This window comes from Pradoshia sp. (genome assembly GCF_051873915.1).
Taxonomy (GTDB): Bacteria; Bacillota; Bacilli; order Bacillales; family Pradoshiaceae; genus Pradoshia.
On the sequence record NZ_JBJEFJ010000025.1, the window covers coordinates 35,374 to 54,369 of the forward strand.

Sequence of the window (18,996 nt, forward strand, 5' to 3'; positions counted from 1 at the left end):
TCATAAGCAGTAAACATATCTTTTTTCTTTCTCAATCCTTACAAGTTCCTTAAGTTTCTTATGGATAGAAAAAAGAGGCTGTTCTGCTTGAACACCTCTCCTTTAATACTTGATTCGATGGAACTTACATGTGAAGATCGTCTTCTCATATGGTTGGCTGCTTAAGTGAATGTCACCCTTCATGGCTTCTACTAGGTGTTTCGTTATGCTTAATCCAAGTCCGCTTCCTTGAAATTCCGGATTTCTCGCATCATCGAGCGTGAATAATCGTTCAAACACCTGCTCTTGATGAACTTTAGCAATTCCTTTTCCTTTATCCCATACATCAATCGCAATATACTCACCCTCTTCTCTAACAGCCAGCCCAAAAAAACCTCCATCACTTCCATACCGAATGGCATTGTGAATGAGATTGCTCAAGATCCGATTTAAGGCCTCCTCATTCCCAAGAATATAATAATGATGTTCCGGAATATCAACTTCCACCTGAAAATGATTCGATTGCATCAAATCATAAAAATCAAGTATATTCCTCCGGCAAACCTCATTAATTGAAATCCGATTAAGCGGAATGGAATAGTCCCCCGAATCAAGTTTAACAAGATCAAAAAATTGATTGAGCATGGCTGCCATATTTAGTGTTTTCTGATGAAGTCGGCCTAGTGTCTTGTTCCGTTCTTCTACACTTATATTCTTCTCGTCAGCTAACTTTTCCACATAGCCTAAAATGACCGTTAATGGGGTCTTTAAATCATGAGACATATTCGCTAATAACTTTCTTAAACTTTCTTTCGTTTTAACATAGTCCGCAATGACTTGCTGATTGTAATCCAGGAGCCGATTAATTTGGATGAGAAATTGTTTAACGGTTTTCTGATCGGTCTGGATTAATACCTTTTCAGCCGTCCTATGTTCAATCACATCAGAAAGCTGCCTTCGTATATTGGTCAGGTCCCTGGCCATTTTCCACGAAAGGTAAGACTGAAGGCTAATGATGACAAGCAAGACGACGATAAATATTCCTGTTACAATGGTTGTCATTCACTCACCTAATCTGTATCCAATCCCCCAAATCGTCCGGATATATTGAGGGTTTGACGGATTGGCTTCTATTTTTTCTCGAAGTCTTCTAATATGGACATTGATTACATTCTCATTTCCATAATAGTCATCCTCCCAAATGAGGCTATAAATTTGCTCCTTTGTAAAAACTCTGTTCTGATTCGTCATAAATAGCTTTAAAAGATGAAATTCCTTTGAGGTTAGCTGTATGCTCTTTCCCTTAACGATGACTGAAAAAGTTGTCAGGTCAAGGGATAGCTCTTTAAAATGAAGGATTGTTTGGGCAGGTAATTTTATTGGAGTATGGTACTGTGTTGACCGGCGAATGGCGGCATGTACCCGGGCAGTTAGCTCTACCATTGAAAAAGGCTTGCTGATATAGTCATCAGCACCGAAACCTAGTCCTAACGCTTTATCTAAATCACTCCCTTTAGCCGAGATAATCAAGACTGGAACAACATTTATTGTCCTAACTTCCTTCAGAAAGTCCATCCCGCCGAGCTTTGGTAGCATTAAATCAAGTAAGATTAAATCTACTTCATACTTCTGAAAAAGGGCTAAACCCTCCTCTCCATCAAAGGCAGTATATACCGTGAAATTCTCCTGTTCCAAGTGGCTTTTGACTAAACGATTAATATCTCGGTCATCCTCTACAAGCAAAATACTTCTTTGCATAGGCTCACTTCCATTCTTTCTGCGTCTTAGCCAAATTCTAAACACTCTGACCTAAATCTTTAACCCTTAAAAGACATGTTCGAGGCCATTTCAGAAATTCCTTCTATTAAGCAAAAAGCTGTCTGAAATCTGTAACGGCTATTGGCCAAATATATTCTTCATAGCTTTCGTCCTTGAAAATCCACTCTATAATTTATGATTCTCTCCCACAAAAAAATACGCCAAAGCATATGCCTTAGCGTCTTTCCTTATTTCCCCTTATAACCATAAGCCTCTAATGCTTCATAAATTGATTTTAAGCGGGGATTTCCTTCCCCAAGAACATTACCGTCCATGACAACCAACGGGTAAAAATACTCATCATTTTGAACCTTTTCAGCAATCTCGCGCACGGTCGGATCATCAGGCGGACTTTCGATATCAATATACGTAAACTTGATTGGCTGCTCAGGAAACTTCCTAGAAAGCGCTGCCTCCAGCCATTCATATGTCTCTTTCGATGACGGCATTCCCACACAGCTGGCGCAAATCTGCTCTGCCCCGTAAACAAAGATCTCTGCCATTTTCATGCGTATTCCCCCTGTTCATTTCTTCTCTCCTCATCTTACCTAATTTAGAATTCGGTAACAAATTTTAATGAATCTGCAAGGAATGTGGATAGCTTTTTCATGGCAAAATCATTATAATATGATTAGGAAAGGAGTCGATAGCCTTGGCAGAACAAGAGTTATTTGATCAAGTACAAGACGTTCTTGATAAGTTGCGTCCATTTCTTCTTCGCGATGGCGGCGACTGTGAACTGGTTGATGTGGATGAAGGTATCGTGAAGCTGCGTCTTTTAGGAGCATGCGGAAGCTGCCCTAGTTCCACTATCACGCTGAAAGCAGGCATCGAGCGTGCCCTACTTGAAGAAGTTCCTGGCGTTGTAGAAGTAGAACAAGTATTCTAATGACCAAAACGATAAACAGCGGTCCCTCAATGGGAACCGCTGTTTTTTTATTTAATGGTCCTTACGACAGGACCATGATTCACCAACTGCACCTGATGAACGGACATATCCGGGAAAGAGGCTTGAAGCGCATCATAGATAGCAGGAACCTTTTCTAAGTTGGCAATGGACAAAATGGTTGGTCCCGCTCCACTGACAGCGGTCCCATATGCCCCATATTCTTTGGCGATTCTCCGGACATCAGCGAAATATGGCATTAGTTTAGCGCGGTAAGGCTCATGAAACTGATCCATCTCCATCATCTGGCCAGCAAGCGCCCAGTTGCCTGCACAGACAGCAGCAACAAATGTATTCGACGCAGCACTCGCTGAAACAGCTTGTCCAAAGGCAAGCTCTGATGGGAGGACGGACCTCGACTGCTCTGTCTTTAACTCAAATGCTGGAATCACCACAACAGCCGCAACCCCGACAACTGGCAAGGAGACAACTTCAGCACCATTCTCTCCCTGAATACCAACTGCCAATCCGCCATAAATGGCCGCTCCGACATTATCCGGATGACCCTCCTCTATGGCGGCAAAACGCATCTTTTCCTCCTCATCCAACTTAAGAGAGCAAAAGGCGTTGGCGAGCTCAATCCCAGCCACAATGGCAGAAGCACTGCTGCCGAGTCCCCTTGCCAACGGGATGTCACTTTTAACCTTTAATCGGCACGGAGGCATCTCTGCTCCATAGAATGCTGCCGCTTTTTGCGCCATCCGAACGAGATAATTCGATTCATCTGCCGGCAGCCCTTGAAGCTCTTTGCAGTCTATGATAACCTCCCATCTGTCTGATTGAGAGGCCTCAATCGTCAAGTAAAGGCCAAGCGCCATTCCAAGCGAGTCAAACCCAGGTCCAAGATTAGCCGTACTGGCTGGAATTTGAATGCGCAGCATGGGAGGCTGGTTCATGATGAAACCACACTCCCGAAATGCCGTACCAGCTCCTCCTCATCATTTTCAATGACGACAGGAGTGATATGCCCGTATTCGACTGCTGTATTCGGATCCTTCAGCCCATTGCCTGTCAAAACAGCCACTACTGTCTGCCCTTTCTTCATCTGACCATTCTGTAATTGTTTAATTACACCGGCGATAGAAGCACAGGAGGCCGGTTCTGCGAACACACCTTCCTTGCGTGCCAACAGCTTATAGGCATGAATGATTTCCTCATCAGATACTTCATCTATCTGCCCGTTCGATTCCTCTGCAGCGGCAACAGCAAATTCCCAGCTTGCTGGGTTACCGATACGAATAGCCGTGGCCAGCGTCTCCGGTTCCTCGAATACACGATTATGAACAATGGCCGCTGCCCCTTCTGCTTCAAACCCTCTCATTTCAGGAAGTCCTGATTGATGGTATTCATCATATTCCTTGAAGCCTTTCCAATAAGCCGTAATATTACCGGCATTCCCTACTGGAATCGCAAGAATATCAGGAGCCTTTCCTATATCGCGGCAAACCTCGAAAGCTGCTGTTTTCTGCCCTTCAATACGATATGGATTTACTGAATTCACCAGGGTGATAGGATATTTTGTGCTAATGGAACGGACCATCGCAAGCGCTTGGTCAAAGTTGCCCTTGATGGCATAAATCTCAGCCCCGTACATGACAGCCTGTGCGAGTTTTCCCATCGCGATTTTGCCGTCAGGAATAACGACGATACAGCGCAAGCCTGCTCGGGCAGCATAGGCTGCAGCCGCCGCAGATGTATTGCCAGTAGAGGCGCAAATGATTGTATCACTGCCCTCTTCCATTGCTTTGGCGACTGCCATAACCATACCCCTGTCCTTAAAGGAGCCCGTTGGATTCGCTCCCTCATATTTGACATACAGCTCGATTCCTAATTCCTCTGATAGATTCCGGCAATGAATTAACGGTGTATTTCCCTCATGCAGACTTAAAGCAGGAGTGCCTTCGCTCACTGGCAAGAACTCCGAGAATTCCTGGATTAACCCTTTCCATCCCATTAGACAAGACCTCCTTCAACCTTATACGTACTTTTAATTTCTTCAACCTTCTCATATGTTTCAAGCTTCTCAAGTACTCGCTCAAAATTAGCAAGCGGAGCATCATGAGAGATCAAGACAATCTCTGATGCCTGCTCCTCCTTGATTGGCAGCTGCATGATTTTCTCAAAGCTGATTCCGTCTTCTGCGAATATCGATGTGATTTGGGCAAAGACACCAATCTCATCCTTCACACGCAAGCGGAGAAAATGCTTGCCCCGAATCTCTTCATCTGTTTTCAACTTCTTCGGAAATTGCGGAAGTACAGCACTGCTTCCATTGACACCGAGACGCATATTCTTCATGACAGCGACTAAATCGCTGACAACAGCTGTTGCGGTCGGAAGGCTCCCAGCCCCAGGCCCATAAAACATCGTTTCTCCTACCGCTTCACCATACACATAGACAGCATTATATTCATCATTCACCATCGCCAGCGGATGATCGACCGGAAGCAGGGTCGGCTCAACGCTGACCTCCACTTTATCCTCCTCGCATCTCTGAGCAAGACCAATCAGCTTCATTGTATATCCAAGCTTTTGGCTGAAGGTCAAGTCCTCATCTGATACACCCGTAATCCCCTGCACCTTTACGTCATCCAAATCGATGGTCATGGAGAACCCAAGAGTCGCTAGAATCGCCATCTTCCGTGCAGCATCCAGTCCGCCGACATCTGCAGTTGGATCAGTTTCCGCAAAGCCAAGCTCCTGTGCTTTCTTCAGCGCATCTTCATAGGAGAGCTTCTCCTTGCACATCTTTGTCAAGATGTAATTCGTTGTTCCATTCACTATACCCATCATCTTCGTAATCCGGTCAGAGGCGAGCCCGTCCACCAGCCCGCGCAGGATAGGAATGCCGCCGGCTACACTAGCCTCGTAAAAGAGGTCACAGCCATTATTGGATGCTACATTTAAAAGCTCTGGTCCATAAACAGCCATCAAGTCCTTATTTGCTGTAACAACATGTTTTTTGTTCTCCAAAGCTTGAAGAAGCAGATCCCGTGTCTCCTCCACACCGCCAATCACTTCAATGATGACATCTATTTCTGGATCATGGATAATCTCATCGCTCGAAGTCGTCAGCATTCCGCTTGGAAGCATGATCTCTCGCTCTTTTACAAGATCTTTTACAAGGATTTTTTTGATTTCCACAGGGCATCCAACCTGATGCATCAGTTTATCCTGATGATTGGTAATGATTTTCACAACCCCTGTTCCTACTGTACCAAGCCCTAATAATCCTATTGAAATCGGCTTCACCCATACTCCCCCTCACGATGTCCACATATTACGGACATTTGTTTACCTATAATGGACATTATAGATGATTTCTACCAATGTGCCAACCTAAATCTTTATTGGAATAAAATCAATCTTACCTCTTTATTCTAATTTGTTCAAATATTCAAATATTATTTTTGTTTACTCTGAATCCATTCTGGTACAGACATCCTGCTGTTTCCTTTAGGAATCCCCGCCATTTCATACCACTCATGAAGCATCCGTTCATATAGGCTTGATTGCTTTGTGTACTGACCCAGCCGCTCCTCAAGCTTTGCTTTCTCTCCTTCCGAACGGATGAAATAATACGTTTCAATCGTCTCGAAATAATGAATCGGGAGAAGTAATCTTGCATAGGTCATTTTAGCTGTAAAGGTTGAGAATGGAGCGATTGATTGGTATTGCCGCAAAAAACGAATGACTCCTTGATGATACGTATTTGGCTGATCGAGGAAACACATACGGACATACTCAGCTATATCTCTCGCCCCATGGTCAAAAACCCAATCCTTCGGCACCTTTCCAACCGTGTTCTTCCCCCATGTTTCCGGTGTGTAACGCGTGTGGCAAATCGTCCCGCCGTCCATCAATTCAGGGTCATCATCAAGCTCGGTGTCGACTAAATATTGAATAGCATTTTCTGTAAGACCTGCATAATATGGATAGGAATCTATAAATAATTTCTCGAAATCATTCTGGGGCTTGCTCAAGAGCTTATCTCTCCACACCTTTTCCAATTGGTCAATTCGGGTCTCCCACATTTGCTTCCATTTGCCCATGCGGCTGGACTGGTCCATGCGCGTCTGAATAGTACGGCCTCTATAATGGAAAATGGCGAGAGCTTTACCTGGTTCGTAAATATCAGGAAGGACAGAGCCCAGCATACAAACAATATACGGTTGCTGATCAGGGCCAGCTGTTAATATACTTTGCTCGCGATTCATGATTGGCAGCCAAACCCCTGGCTCACCCTGTTCATTTAAATGGTGTGCCATATAATATTGTTCATCCATTTCTCGTTCATCGCCTGTTGCCGCATAATACAAGAACGACTGCATTCCACTCTTAAATAAATGAACGGAACCGGCTTTGACCTCATTTTCTACCGACAAGCCGTAATGAGTATAAATCGAATCATGATCCATCTTCTTATCTCCTTTCCAATACTAACGGTGCATCTCTAATTCACTATATGATTCGACAAAGAGATATATGGTAAATGACGGTCTTTCGGGCAGAATAGATTGTATACGTACAGCTATTAGGTAAAGGATTGCATAAAAACAATTCATAATATGATGGAAGACGGTGGAAAGATGAAAGGAAAGCCTATCGAAATGACGGAAAAAACAGCTCGGCAGTGGCTAAGCGATCGCGGTGTCAGCGTGAAGGAAATCGGCGAATTAGTCATGTATCTGCAGCATAAATATCATTCTAACTTACAGCTGGATGAGTGCATTGCTAATGTGGAACGGGTATTGTCAAAACGAGAGGTCCAAAATGCCATTTTGACAGGAATTCAGCTGGATTTACTCTCTGAAAAGGGATTGCTTGAAGAACCGCTGCAATCCATCATTAAGACAGATGAAGGGCTATATGGGGTTGATGAAATCCTCGCCTTCTCAATCGTCAATGTATATGGGTCTATTGGATTTACTAATTACGGATTTATCGATAAACAAAAGCCCGGCATTCTACAGCGACTGAATGATAAGACAAGCGGGGAGTGCCACACCTTCCTTGATGATATTGTTGGAGCGATTGCCGCAGCAGCTTCAAGCAGACTCGCACACCGGGCGGAAAACCTGGACTAAGCGGATCTATAAAGAAAACGCACGAAAGCTTAGGCTCTCGTGCGTTTTTATTACCTTAAATCTTCCACTCATCAAGTGAATCAATCGCATAGGTCGGCTTCTTCTCATGAATCTCCATATGCTGTCTTGTCGTAACGCCTGTGTGGACAAGTAATGTATCAACACCGGCATTGATTCCAGCCATGATGTCCGTGTCATAATTATCCCCGACCATCAAGGTTTCTTCTTTAGAAACACCAAGCACCTTCATCGCCTGCTCCATAATAATGGATTCCGGCTTACCGATGAAGATTGGCTCCGTTTTCGTTGATACGGTTACAACAGATGTGATGGATCCATTTCCTGGCAGCAGTCCGCGTTCAGTTGGAATGGCGATATCTCCATTCGTGGAAATAAAGGTTGCTCCATTTCTGACTGCCAGGCAAGCTACAGAAAGCTTCTCATAGTTTACGCTGCGGTCAAGCCCGACAATAACAAAGTCAGCATCTTCCTTTTTGAACGCAAAGCCTTTATTCCTGCAAGCCTCAATGATGCCGTCTTCCCCAATGATATAGACTGATGCATCTGGCTTCTTCTCTTCAATATAATTGGCTGTCGCCATGCTCGTCGTGAACACTTGCTCAGCTGTTGCCGGGATTTCAAATTCACGCAGTTTTTCCGCTACCTGCTCCGGTGTGCGTGAAGAGTTATTCGTAACAAATAAATAAGGGATACCCTTCTTTTGAAGGTTTTGCACAAAATGAACCGCTTCTAGAATCCGTTCAGTCCCTTTATACATCGTTCCATCTAAATCAATTAAGTAGCCTTTGTATTCTTTCATACGCAGATTTCTCTCCAGACGTAATAGTTTCTCCATTACTTTATCACAATGCTCTCCAAAGTGTAAGCCTCCCTCTATTTGGAGACTATGATTCCAGACTAAAAAGAGCCACTTCCTAAGAAATGACTCTCCACCCAGTATTCATAAAAGCTTATGATTCCCGCGGGATAAAAGCGGTTACAACTCCGAGCTCTTTCTCTAAATAAGCACTAATCTTTTCCGGATAGGCCTTAAAGGCTGAAAGATTCTCTCTGACAGCAGCCAGCAATTCGCCATGTTCGGTATGTGTATAATCCTGTACAAGGATCTTTCTGAACGGCAGCATGGCCTTAAATGGCGTCTCCATATCTGTATCAATCACTTGCTCATCAACTAAAATATCAATAATGTCCTCATAGCTGCCCGGGTCTCTCATGATAAACCCATCAATCATGGCATTGCCTATATCTAAGACTGCATCAATCATTGTATGTGCGAGGCGCTCTAAAATCAATTGATCGTATTCTGATTGATCAAAGCTTCCCTTTTCCTCAAATAAGTCTATTTGTCTCACCAAGTAATGCAATTTATCCTCAATCGCTTCCCGATCGACGAAATACATGTTGATACTCCTCCTTTGGCTGCGCTGTCTTGTCTTAAGCTTAATGAATTCAATACAAAAGTTCAAGAAGTTGGGGCTGTCATGGCCAAACGATTACTGCTCCTAAAGCCTGCATCCTCCCGTCTCATTATACCTTGTTCCCAAAATTATTGGCAGAAAAATGATAAAAACTAGAATTATCTAAACAAATCACTCGATTATTTTGGTATGATTCAATCAATCACATCATTTGGGAGAGGAGGAACAAACATTCATGCAAGAACGTTTCTTTCTATATGATGATACTTATGATACGAAAACACGTTTTGTCAGCTTCATGGGGGAAAGCGCCCGCATTGACCTGGCGCTGCTTAGAACAGATCGGTTCTACGGAAAGACGCTTGTCCTTGATATGCAGGGAAATCGCTTCGCTATCATTGGATCTGATGATCTTGAAGAACCCGGCTATTTAGAGCATGCCTTCAGACTTTCTGAAGAGGAAGCGGCAGAATGGAAGGATTTCTTATATGAAGTCATTTAGCGGGATAAGCATTAACTACCAACACATGAATACATAAAAAAAACTGCAGACAAAAACCATCCGGTTAAGCCTGCAGTCTGTAAGCTGCCTCTTTTCGGCAGCTTTTACTTTTTCGTTTTGCGAAGGATGAAGTAGGAGCATCCGAAGTTACAGTATTCATATAAATATTCCTTGATGGTGCTGATTTTGTTGTCATAAGAGGCTTTTTGATTTTGGTCATCAAAAAATCCTTTTAGGCGGAGCTGTCCATAGCCCCAATCCCCTAAGATATAATCATAACGGTTCAATATTTCACTGAAACGGCTTTTGAAGGCTTCCTCATTAAATCCCTCACCGCGCTCCTCTAGAATTTCATATTGAGAATTATTAATGCTGATCATTTGTTCACCTCTTACTCTTAGCATACCTGTTCCTTTATTATAACATTCTCCACATATAACCATGAAGTATTTTTAACATCTGGGTCAAACTACGATAAAAGGAGGTGCATTTATCCATGAATTGGCCGATTGTTAGCTGCTTATTTACTTTCTTCCTTCTTTCCGCCTGCGAAAGTTCCGATATCGGGCAACATCACCCAATAAATCATACCGAACAAATTAATACAGATTATGTGTCCTATGACCAAGACATGTTCAGTGATTCCGGGATTGATTCAAGTGCAAATGACAACAAATACGGCTATGAACGCCAGCAGCGTTCCGCTTATTATGCCAACCGGGAGGATAAACCTGTTCCTGCCATTAAACGGGATGATTTAGCTACCATCGTGACGACACTATGCGTGCAAATCCCCGGAGTCAAGGATGCCAGCACACTTGTCACGGATGAAGAAATATTGCTTGCTTACCATCCCGAAGGAACTCGTCCTGATTTGATACGGCGAAATATCCGGGAAAACATCAGCCATATCGCACCTGATTATTATCAAATATATATCACAGATGACCCTAGCTTCATTGATGTACTTGAGAATATGTCCAGCTACTCTTCTGCCAACGGGTCTGATGCGGAAAATAAAGAAAAAATCATTAAGAAGATGGAGCATATTACGGCATTTGATTAAGAATAACATCTATCAAGAACAATCAGCGAAAGGAGTGACACAGGTGATCTATCGCTTACTGTCCCTTCTCCTCTTATCTATATGTGCAGCTGCAGCCTGCCCGGATTCCATGCTGGCTGCACAAGCAAATAATGAGGAGCAGGAATTGATTAAGCAGCGGATGGACTTATATAAACGAGTTGAAGCATCCACCCAGCTGCCCTGGTACTACATAGCCGCCTTTGACCAATATGAGCGCAGTGTACGCCTTGCAAGGAACGATTTGCCCGACCCAACCGGAACACTCAGCATCATGATTCCCCCAAATAAATGGAGCGGTCTTGCCAATCCCAATCAAGAAGATACAGACCCCCTATCCATCACCTTCTTCGAGGGTATGGGCAAGGATGGAGACCAGGATGGGAAAGCGGACATTAAGAATGAATATGACCAACTGGCCGCGATTACCCACTATATCATGTCCTACGGCGCTGATAAGGATAACTTCAGAATCGGGGTATGGGAATATTATAAACGGGACCGGGCTGTCAGCATCATCATGAGCAATGCTGAACTATTCAAGAAACACCAAACCATTGATCTGCAGAGGAAGATATTCCCCCTCCCGATGGGAAGCCATTACACCTATAACAGCACTTGGGGTGTCGCAAGAGGCTGGGGCGGACGACGGACACATGAAGGAACAGATATCTTTGCTGGATATGGCGTGCCTGTTCGCTCGACCTGTTACGGCATCATCGAGTTAAAGGGCTGGAATAAATTCGGAGGCTGGCGAATCGGCATCCGAGACATTAATAATACGTACCATTATTTCGCACACCTGAACGGATTCGCAAAGGATGTGAAGGTTGGCCAGCTGGTCGAACCAGGAACCATGCTAGGCGGTGTTGGCAGTTCTGGATACGGTCCACCAGGAACAGCCGGCAAATTTCCTCCACACCTCCATTATGGTATGTACAAGGAAAATGGACGAACGGAATGGTCCTTTGACCCTTATCCATATCTCCGTGTATGGGAACGGAAAGAAAAAGCCGCATTACGCCATTAAATAAAAGGAGCCGATGATCGTATCGGCTCCTTATTTCTTACGCTTTTTTTCGCGATTTGATAACAGCATTCGTAATAGAGGCAACAAGACCTCCCCAAATGATCACCATTCCGATAACCATCATGGTAATGGCGCTCCCTGTCATTTCGCCACCCCCTTAGATGATTTCTCATACGTTGTATTTGTATCTATTCCCTTCCATTTGTACCTTGTGAAGAGAATACCAATCAAGATAGCAGCAACAGATACACCCCAGCCAGCTGTCATAATCAGACTTGTCGGATACCCTTCATAATTATTCTGAATATCCGCTGTAAATGTTTGAATCATCATAAATCCAAGGACAATAGGAGTAATCAAGCCAAGACATACCTTCCACCATACTCCAAGGCGAATGTCTGACATGCTGTTCGCGTGATTCTGAAGATTGGACAATTCTCTCGCAATCCAGGCAATGAATACAATCTCAACGAGACCGGCAAGTGCCACACCATATTGGTTAATAAAGTGGTCAACTGTATCAAAGATATACAGTCCGCCCTGAGTCGCGTATAGAACCGAAATGACTGCTGCCCCTCCAGCACCGAAGGCAACCGCCTTATTACGCGTAATGCCAAACTTCTCCTGAACGGCTGAGATAAATACTTCTGCAATCGATATCAAGGATGTCATCCCTGCCAAGAATAGGCTCGCAAAGAATAAGAAGCCAAAAAGATTCGGCCATGTCGGGATCTCATTAATAATTTGCGGGAAGACAACAAAGGCCAGACCAATACCGCCGCTTACAACCTCATTAACCGGTACGCCAATCTGCCCGGCCATAAAGCCTAGAGTCGCAAATACCCCGATTCCAGCGAGGAGCTCAAAGCTGGAATTCGCAAAGCCGGTGATGAAGGCATTATTCGTAATATCTGTTTTCTTTGGCAAATAACTCGCATACGTGATCATGATTCCAAAGGCAATGGATAAGGAAAAGAAGATTTGTGAATAGGCAGCGACCCATACCTTCCCGTTTGTCAGCTGGGACCAATTGGGTTCAAAGAAAGCCTGTAAACCGGCAGTTGCATTATCAAGTGTGACAGCACGAACAACGATAATCCCGAACATGAGAACCAATAAAGGGATAAAGACGCGATTTGCCCTTTCAATCCCCTTCTTAACGCCAGCAAACAAAATGATAAGGGCAAGTACCCAGATGATCAGAAGCGGGAAGAATACATTTGGAACAATTGAACCAAACGCTCCAGCATTCTCTCCAGGCAGAACCTTTAGGAATGAATTGAATAAATAGCCTTCCGTATCATCCCCCCATGTGCTCTTAAGGGAGAAATACGCATAGGATAGTGACCATGCGAGGATAACAGCATAATAGGTTGCAATAATAAAGGCTACAATAACTTGCCACCAGCCCAGCCATTCTGCACCTTTACGAATCTTAAAGAAGCTGAGCGGTGCCGAACTTCTCAGTTTCTGCCCAATTGTAAACTCCATGATTAGCAGCGGTATACCCGCCGTCAATAATGCAAATAAGTATGGAAGAAAGAAGGCTCCTCCTCCATTTTCATAAGCAACAGACGGAAAACGCCAAATATTCCCAAGACCGATAGCAGACCCTACAGCCGCAAAAATAAAACCTGCCCTAGTTCCCCATTGCGCTCTCTGTTTATCCATTAAGATAATCCCCCCACGATATGTGTAAATTTTCTGATAATTCTGCAATAGGTAAATAATATACTATATATGGGGGGAATGTCAATTTATCACACAATGTTCAAGACCTTTGGCCTATTTTGTCGGAAGCTGTATCGCCGGCCCTGCACCATTTCCGCTTCCATTATAATAGGATGGAACTTGACCTGACGTCGTTCTCATGGCAATCGGTACATCTGTCGTAATCTTAGTCGGCTTAGAAGCAAAAGGAACGACAACCTGCGCATTGACCTCCACGAAAAGAACAACCTTAATGAGTGCGTTATTAATACCATATGGCTCAAGTGTTGTCTTCACATCGCTTTGCACATCACTGACCGCATGAATCTCCACAGGAATATCCGGTCCCATATTACCAAGCAAGGCATTATTCGTCACTTTACCAAGAGGCACCTCATGGATTATCCCATCTCCGTTCTTTCCATCCTTACTCGTACTCAAATAATCGACAGAGGATAAATCACCAGCCTCAATCTCTCTTAACGCCTCTTGGATCCGCATCGTCGTATCCGCACGGAAACGATTGATAATTTCCGTATTAAAACGAATCCCTTCCACTGAAATTTCCTCACCTTCCTTTGGAATTTCAGTAATCACATCATTCAAATCTTTATTTTTCGCTATAGATTCCTCAATTGCCTTATTAATGACAACGCTGGCCATCTTCTTCGTTTCCGATTCCGCATATTTCATCAATGTAGGCTCAATCGCCTTATTCACAATCCAAATCGCCAAAATGGTCGATACGATAAAAAAGCCGAGAGAAATAAGCAGGACATATTTCGTTGGTAAGGGGCCGCTCGGCAATAAGCTCTGTCGTTTAAATGCCCTTTTTTTGAACAAAAAAATCCCTCCTATACAAGTAATACCTATGCTTGTAAAGAAGGGTTTAGTCGCTTAATTTTGGATCAAGCCTGAAATAAGATAAGGGCATCCTTCCCAGTCATACCGGGAATGATTCCTCTTTTTCTCGCTTCATCGGTAACAGACTCAAGGGGAGCATTCAACAGCTCCTCCAAGGTCTTTACTCCCACTGCTCTTCCAGCAATGATTTGCCGGTCAGAAAGACGTTCATTCAATAATCCAACATCCAGCGCCCCGCACATAATATAGCCTATATCATTGGAGATGACCAAAAGGGTCGTCTTCGGAAGCTGAACCGAAATACCGGTATACAGCTTTCCCCCAATCTCATAAGGGATGACTTCAATCATGGCATTTCCCTCCATCACTTTAAAACTACTGCTCTTAAAGTATATGGATGACAGCCTGGCAGATTGCTGCCTACCGATCAGATTGGGCTAATTTCCATGCCAATAAATCGCGCAGGAACTCCGGCATCAAATATCGTTTCTGTTCCACATCCCGCACCTCAGGGAATAAATAGCCGAATGTAAACATATCTGGAACAGCCATTGTATATTCGGCCTTTTGATGGATTTGCTCCCCATTAATCAGCCACTCGCCATTTATCTTCTCCAATCCGGCATAAACAAACATTCCCATGACAGAACCGCGGAACCCAAGCCCCTTCACCTGGAAATGAGGCCATTTCGGATTCTCCGTCTGCCTTAATATACCGGTCAGCTCACTTCCAGAAAGGGTGAGCACACATGGATTAATCGGGTGTGGACAAATCTTATGAAGATCATATCTTGTCACTGGACCTTCTTTTAATCCATCCAGGAGCAATCCCGCATTGATAAAAGCACAATCTGTTTTGCACCAATCTCTTAATGCCTCGCATAAAACATCCGGCATTTCTGAAGGGACAAACCAATCCGTTGACATCGGCTTCTCAAGCTCAAGCAAAACCTCCCCAAGACTTGTCTTTCCTTTTTCAACTAAACGGTCAGCTACTTCCTTCTCCTGCTTCGTATACCCTTCATCAGTCATATTCTCTAATCTGGATACAGCCTTAATTCCTTTGTCATCCAGCGTAATCTCTACATGACCGACATACATTCCATACTTCCCTGCACCGCAGATAAGTGTATGGCCATATACCTTTCCATGGTGAAGAATATGATGCGTATGACCGCCAAGAATCACATGGATTTCAGGAAAGTTCGCCGCAACCAATTCATCTGCCGGAAGCCCTAAGTGAGATAGAAGTACAATTAAATCTGCTTTCCCCTCCAGCTCCTTAAGCACTGATGCAATTTCCTCATAAGGGTCGGTCAGCTTCCAGCCCAATAGATGATACAGCTCCGTAAATGGCGCAGTCACACCAAAGAAGGCAATTCTTCTGCCTAATGGTGTTGTGCGTATGAAGTAAGGAAGCGCCCACTTCGGCCGCTTGCCATTCTCATCATATAGATTAGCGACTGTTACCGGGAAACGGGCTTCATCGTACAAATGATTAAGCCCCTCATGAGGCAAGGTAATTCCTTCATTATTCCCGATGGTCACCCCGTCCATCCCAGCAGCATTCAGCAGCTCTATATTTCCTTTCCCCATCGTCCCTTCGGTAAAGGGGTGGAAACGATCGACATGATCTCCGATGTCGAGCCTATACACAACATCGCCAGCACTTTCATATAATTCCTGCTGCTCATCCATATAGCGGACAATTCTTTCCCAATGCTCAAAATGGCTATGCAGATCATTAATATGTAATAAATGAATCGTTTCCTTCATGATACTCACCTCTATAATAAGGCTTGCGCCCCATCCCAAATCAATTTAACACCTACAACAATTAACATAATACGCAACGCCATGACAAGCGTAGCGCTCTTCATCCGCGTATTCACATACGCTCCAAACTTAGCACCAAACCAACCGCCCGGAATAAGCGCCAGTGCATAAATCCAAACGACATGTCCTGCCGCAATATGGGTCACCGAACCAATGATGGCGGAAAGACAAATCAGCAGCATCGATGTACCAACGGCCAGATGCGGCGGAAAATGAAAGATAAGAAGCATAACCGGAACCATCAAGGAACCTCCGCCAATACCAAATAAGGAAGAAAGGAATCCGACAATAAAGGAAATAAAAATGGCAAACGCAACGCTATAACCGTATGTATGCTCTTTCCCCTCCTGATCGATATAAGTCCGTTCTATCCCTTTCGACTTCCTCTTCTTCGGCTTCAAGTTCCCTCTGATCATCAATAAAAAGGAGAGAAATACCATCAAAATCCCAAACAGGATATTAAATGCCTCCACATCCATGAACTTATTGGCCCAGCCTCCAACCAAGCTTCCTGGAGCAATCCCGATTAAAAATAAAAAAGCGCTCCGATAATCAACTGTCCGCTGCTTCAAATAAGCAAGAGCAGAAGAAAGCCCAGTAAACACTAATGTGAATAAAGACGTCCCGACAGCCATTTGCGGAGAAATTACCCCGAGCAGCCCTCCAGACAGAAACAGCAGCATTGGCACAATGATAATTCCCCCGCCTAAGCCAACCAAAGCTCCCAAAAATCCGGCTGCCAGCCCAACAAGTACAAGCAACAAAAATTCCATATAAATAAGTCCCGCCTTTCCAATCAATCACAATAAAGAACACTCAAAATAGACCTAGCTGTTTCGAACCCAAGCCTTCATAATCAATTCCAAGCAAGGCCTGGAAATCCTTCGCATTACCGGCCGCATCCCCTCCGGAATTATTATTGAATAAAACAATAATATCCTTCGTATGCTTTGCCAATTCCTGAATTCTCATTCTCCATTCCAACAGCTCTTCCTTATTGTACTTATATAAATAGCGGACTTCACGCCAATTCGCATCATTCGGTTTATTCCATCCATGCACATTTCTTCCATGCAATCGAACCAAGGTCAAATTCTCATCTGTCACAACCGGCACCGTCGGAATTGAACCCTCACCAGCCTGCGGCTCATCAACGATGGAATGAATCCATCCCTCCTTCTTCATAAACCCGAGCGTCCCTTCCCTGAAGGAATCACTGAACCAAGACTGATGCCGAAATTCAAGTGCTGACTGAATATCTCCCATCTGCTCCCGGCAATAGCGAAGATACTCCACATTCTCCTTCTTGCAATCAAACCATGGCGGAAACTGAAAAAGAGCCATCGAAAACTTGCCCGCCCCCATATAAGGCTTCAAAGACTCCCGAAAGGCCGCAAACATCTCACCCCTTGAAGCAAACGGAATATCCCCTCGCTGATGTCCCGTCATCCCCTGATAAGCCTTCACAACAAACTTGAAGCTCTCCGGCGTTTCACGCACCCACTTTTCAGCATTACGGGCTGGCTGAATCGCATAAAAGGACGCATCCACCTCGACCACCGGAAAATGCGCACTATACTCGGCAAGCTTATCCTTAGGCTTGATAGCTGGCGGATAAAGAGAATCATGATCTCCCCATCCGGTTACACCGATATAAATCATCCGAATATCCTCCTCTAAACCTATCATAGCACACCACCCGCTCCCTAATTATCCAGCAAGCTCCAGTAATCAGACGATAATCTGACATCAACGGCACTAATTGTCTTTTACACAAAAATCACCATTCAGTAAACTCAAAAGGAGGGGAACATAACACCACAAACAACTTCAGGAAGGAATGATATCATCATGAATACATTAGTCATCCTAGCACACCCAAACATGGCACAATCCAGCCTAAACAAACAAGTTATTGATGAATTAAACAAACAGCCGGAACAATTCACCATCCACAATCTCTATGAAACCTATCCCGACGAACAAATCAATATCGAAGCCGAACAAAGGTTAATCGAAGAACACGATTCAATCATTCTCCAATTCCCTATCTATTGGTACAGCTGCCCATCCCTCTTAAAGAAATGGATTGACGAAACCTTCGCCTTCAACTGGGCATACGGACCGGAAGGCCATGCCTTAGAAAATAAGCCCTTCGCCCTCCTCGTCACAACAGGAGCTGACGCAACTCAATACGAAGCACCAGGCGAAACAATAGAAGACATTCTACTGCCCTTTAAAATGACCTTCCACTATACGAACGCTGACTACAAAGGCTTCTATACCATTTATGGCCCAACCACCACAAAGGAAGCGGTCGAATCAGCCGCTCGGTTTGCGGGCAGGATTTGATTGTTTGATGATGGCTATACTTTGGCCAGCTTTTGCCCACCAAAACCTCATACCCCTTGTATGAGGTTTTGGTGGGCTTTCTCCGGCCTTACCATACACCTGCCAATTCATCACAATCAAGTAGGAGGGAGTGTTCCCGAACAACCCCTCACACCATCGGGTATATGCGGTTCAAAGATATCTAACGAAAAATTCCCGTGAAGACCTTGTAGATTATTGAGCCCTTGAGTTGTTCTTAATTCTTCTACGAAAAGATGTGAAGAAGTCTCAACATAACCTGACTTCTCCCATTGCCTTCAAGCTCAGGACCTTCAACCCTACCTAGACAAATAAAGAATCTGACTCCGTT

General features: G+C 44.2%; 23 protein-coding genes. 6 read left to right on the plus strand and 17 right to left on the minus strand.

The annotated features are described in order from the left end of the window. Nucleotides 1-102: 102 nt before the first annotated feature. From ACI35L_RS02515 to ACI35L_RS02525, 3 genes are all read right to left on the minus strand, one after another. Nucleotides 103-1,041 carry a sensor histidine kinase gene (locus tag ACI35L_RS02515; protein ID WP_053103707.1) on the minus strand — a complete coding sequence of 313 codons (939 nt, stop codon included), beginning with the start codon at nt 1,039-1,041 and terminating at the stop codon, nt 103-105. Continuing rightward, nucleotides 1,042-1,737 carry a response regulator transcription factor gene (locus tag ACI35L_RS02520; protein ID WP_049669659.1) on the minus strand — a complete coding sequence of 232 codons (696 nt, stop codon included), beginning with the start codon at nt 1,735-1,737 and terminating at the stop codon, nt 1,042-1,044. Between the two features lie 248 nt (nt 1,738-1,985). After that, nucleotides 1,986-2,306: a YuzD family protein gene (locus ACI35L_RS02525; protein ID WP_049669658.1), complete on the minus strand. Its 321-nt coding sequence runs from the start codon at nt 2,304-2,306 to the stop codon at nt 1,986-1,988. A 137-nt stretch (nt 2,307-2,443) separates the two neighbouring features. Between ACI35L_RS02525 and ACI35L_RS02530 the strand changes: the two genes are divergently transcribed. Next, nucleotides 2,444-2,686 carry a NifU family protein gene (locus ACI35L_RS02530; protein WP_231589579.1) on the plus strand — a complete coding sequence of 81 codons (243 nt, stop codon included), beginning with the start codon at nt 2,444-2,446 and terminating at the stop codon, nt 2,684-2,686. Nucleotides 2,687-2,733: 47 nt separating this feature from the next. Here the strand turns inward: ACI35L_RS02530 and thrB are convergent, their stop codons facing one another. The 4 genes from thrB to yutH all read right to left on the minus strand — a co-directional run bounded on the left by thrB (nt 2,734) and on the right by yutH (nt 7,161). Beyond that, the gene (thrB, locus tag ACI35L_RS02535) at nt 2,734-3,639 is read right to left on the minus strand and encodes a homoserine kinase (RefSeq protein ID WP_049669656.1); all 906 of its coding nucleotides are present in this window, start codon (nt 3,637-3,639) and stop codon (nt 2,734-2,736) included. After that, entirely contained in the window at nt 3,636-4,697 is a 1,062-nt protein-coding gene (thrC, locus tag ACI35L_RS02540) for a threonine synthase (protein WP_049669655.1), read from the minus strand. The genes thrB and thrC overlap by 4 nt, the downstream gene beginning before the upstream one ends. Next, complete coding sequence (locus tag ACI35L_RS02545; RefSeq protein ID WP_049669654.1) at nt 4,697-5,995, minus strand: homoserine dehydrogenase; 1,299 nt, start codon at nt 5,993-5,995, stop codon at nt 4,697-4,699. Before ACI35L_RS02545 ends, thrC begins: the two co-directional genes overlap by 1 nt. Nucleotides 5,996-6,147: 152 nt before the next feature. Then, on the minus strand, nt 6,148-7,161 hold the full coding sequence (yutH, locus tag ACI35L_RS02550) for a spore coat putative kinase YutH (protein WP_049669653.1): 1,014 nt from the start codon (nt 7,159-7,161) through the stop codon (nt 6,148-6,150). Nucleotides 7,162-7,332: 171 nt separating this feature from the next. On the opposite strand from yutH, the gene ACI35L_RS02555 reads away from it, so the two are divergent. Then, nucleotides 7,333-7,830, plus strand: coding sequence for a phosphatidylglycerophosphatase A family protein (locus ACI35L_RS02555; RefSeq protein ID WP_049672752.1), 498 nt, complete (start codon nt 7,333-7,335; stop codon nt 7,828-7,830). Between the two features lie 55 nt (nt 7,831-7,885). Here ACI35L_RS02555 and ACI35L_RS02560 read toward each other — a convergent pair whose 3' ends face one another. Together ACI35L_RS02560 and ACI35L_RS02565 are read right to left on the minus strand one after the other, a co-directional pair. Next, nucleotides 7,886-8,650, minus strand: a complete 765-nt coding sequence (locus ACI35L_RS02560; protein WP_049672751.1) for a TIGR01457 family HAD-type hydrolase — start codon at nt 8,648-8,650, stop codon at nt 7,886-7,888. Nucleotides 8,651-8,801: 151 nt separating this feature from the next. Further along, nucleotides 8,802-9,251 carry a DUF86 domain-containing protein gene (locus ACI35L_RS02565; RefSeq protein WP_049669652.1) on the minus strand — a complete coding sequence of 150 codons (450 nt, stop codon included), beginning with the start codon at nt 9,249-9,251 and terminating at the stop codon, nt 8,802-8,804. A 253-nt stretch (nt 9,252-9,504) separates the two neighbouring features. On the opposite strand from ACI35L_RS02565, the gene ACI35L_RS02570 reads away from it, so the two are divergent. Further along, nucleotides 9,505-9,771 carry a DUF3055 domain-containing protein gene (locus tag ACI35L_RS02570; RefSeq protein WP_439802165.1) on the plus strand — a complete coding sequence of 89 codons (267 nt, stop codon included), beginning with the start codon at nt 9,505-9,507 and terminating at the stop codon, nt 9,769-9,771. Nucleotides 9,772-9,875: 104 nt separating this feature from the next. Here ACI35L_RS02570 and ACI35L_RS02575 read toward each other — a convergent pair whose 3' ends face one another. After that, nucleotides 9,876-10,151 (minus strand): YutD family protein, encoded by a 276-nt coding sequence (locus ACI35L_RS02575; protein WP_049669649.1) that lies wholly within the window; start codon nt 10,149-10,151, stop codon nt 9,876-9,878. Nucleotides 10,152-10,267: 116 nt separating this feature from the next. Here ACI35L_RS02575 and ACI35L_RS02580 point away from each other — a divergent pair, with 116 nt between their 5' ends. Together ACI35L_RS02580 and ACI35L_RS02585 are read left to right on the plus strand one after the other, a co-directional pair. Then, nucleotides 10,268-10,837 carry a YhcN/YlaJ family sporulation lipoprotein gene (locus ACI35L_RS02580; protein ID WP_439802166.1) on the plus strand — a complete coding sequence of 190 codons (570 nt, stop codon included), beginning with the start codon at nt 10,268-10,270 and terminating at the stop codon, nt 10,835-10,837. 109 nt (nt 10,838-10,946) lie between these two features. Beyond that, the gene (locus ACI35L_RS02585; RefSeq protein WP_439802175.1) at nt 10,947-11,885 is read left to right on the plus strand and encodes a M23 family metallopeptidase; all 939 of its coding nucleotides are present in this window, start codon (nt 10,947-10,949) and stop codon (nt 11,883-11,885) included. Nucleotides 11,886-11,922: 37 nt separating this feature from the next. Here ACI35L_RS02585 and ACI35L_RS02590 read toward each other — a convergent pair whose 3' ends face one another. From ACI35L_RS02590 to ACI35L_RS02620, 7 genes are all read right to left on the minus strand, one after another. Next, nucleotides 11,923-12,030, minus strand: a complete 108-nt coding sequence (locus tag ACI35L_RS02590; protein WP_082196995.1) for a methionine/alanine import family NSS transporter small subunit — start codon at nt 12,028-12,030, stop codon at nt 11,923-11,925. Further along, the gene (locus ACI35L_RS02595) at nt 12,027-13,556 is read right to left on the minus strand and encodes a sodium-dependent transporter (RefSeq protein ID WP_439802167.1); all 1,530 of its coding nucleotides are present in this window, start codon (nt 13,554-13,556) and stop codon (nt 12,027-12,029) included. Before ACI35L_RS02595 ends, ACI35L_RS02590 begins: the two co-directional genes overlap by 4 nt. Nucleotides 13,557-13,670: 114 nt before the next feature. Beyond that, nucleotides 13,671-14,438, minus strand: a complete 768-nt coding sequence (yunB, locus tag ACI35L_RS02600) for a sporulation protein YunB (protein WP_439802168.1) — start codon at nt 14,436-14,438, stop codon at nt 13,671-13,673. Between the two features lie 65 nt (nt 14,439-14,503). Next, on the minus strand, nt 14,504-14,809 hold the full coding sequence (locus ACI35L_RS02605; protein WP_439802169.1) for a YunC family protein: 306 nt from the start codon (nt 14,807-14,809) through the stop codon (nt 14,504-14,506). A 70-nt stretch (nt 14,810-14,879) separates the two neighbouring features. Then, nucleotides 14,880-16,235: a bifunctional metallophosphatase/5'-nucleotidase gene (locus ACI35L_RS02610; protein WP_439802170.1), complete on the minus strand. Its 1,356-nt coding sequence runs from the start codon at nt 16,233-16,235 to the stop codon at nt 14,880-14,882. A gap of 11 nt (nt 16,236-16,246) precedes the next feature. Further along, nucleotides 16,247-17,068 (minus strand): sulfite exporter TauE/SafE family protein, encoded by an 822-nt coding sequence (locus ACI35L_RS02615; protein ID WP_049669643.1) that lies wholly within the window; start codon nt 17,066-17,068, stop codon nt 16,247-16,249. A gap of 43 nt (nt 17,069-17,111) precedes the next feature. Continuing rightward, nucleotides 17,112-17,957, minus strand: a complete 846-nt coding sequence (locus ACI35L_RS02620) for a DUF72 domain-containing protein (RefSeq protein WP_049669642.1) — start codon at nt 17,955-17,957, stop codon at nt 17,112-17,114. Between the two features lie 189 nt (nt 17,958-18,146). Between ACI35L_RS02620 and ACI35L_RS02625 the strand changes: the two genes are divergently transcribed. Beyond that, nucleotides 18,147-18,647, plus strand: a complete 501-nt coding sequence (locus ACI35L_RS02625; RefSeq protein ID WP_049669641.1) for an NAD(P)H-dependent oxidoreductase — start codon at nt 18,147-18,149, stop codon at nt 18,645-18,647. The last annotated feature ends 349 nt before the right edge of the window (nt 18,648-18,996 follow it).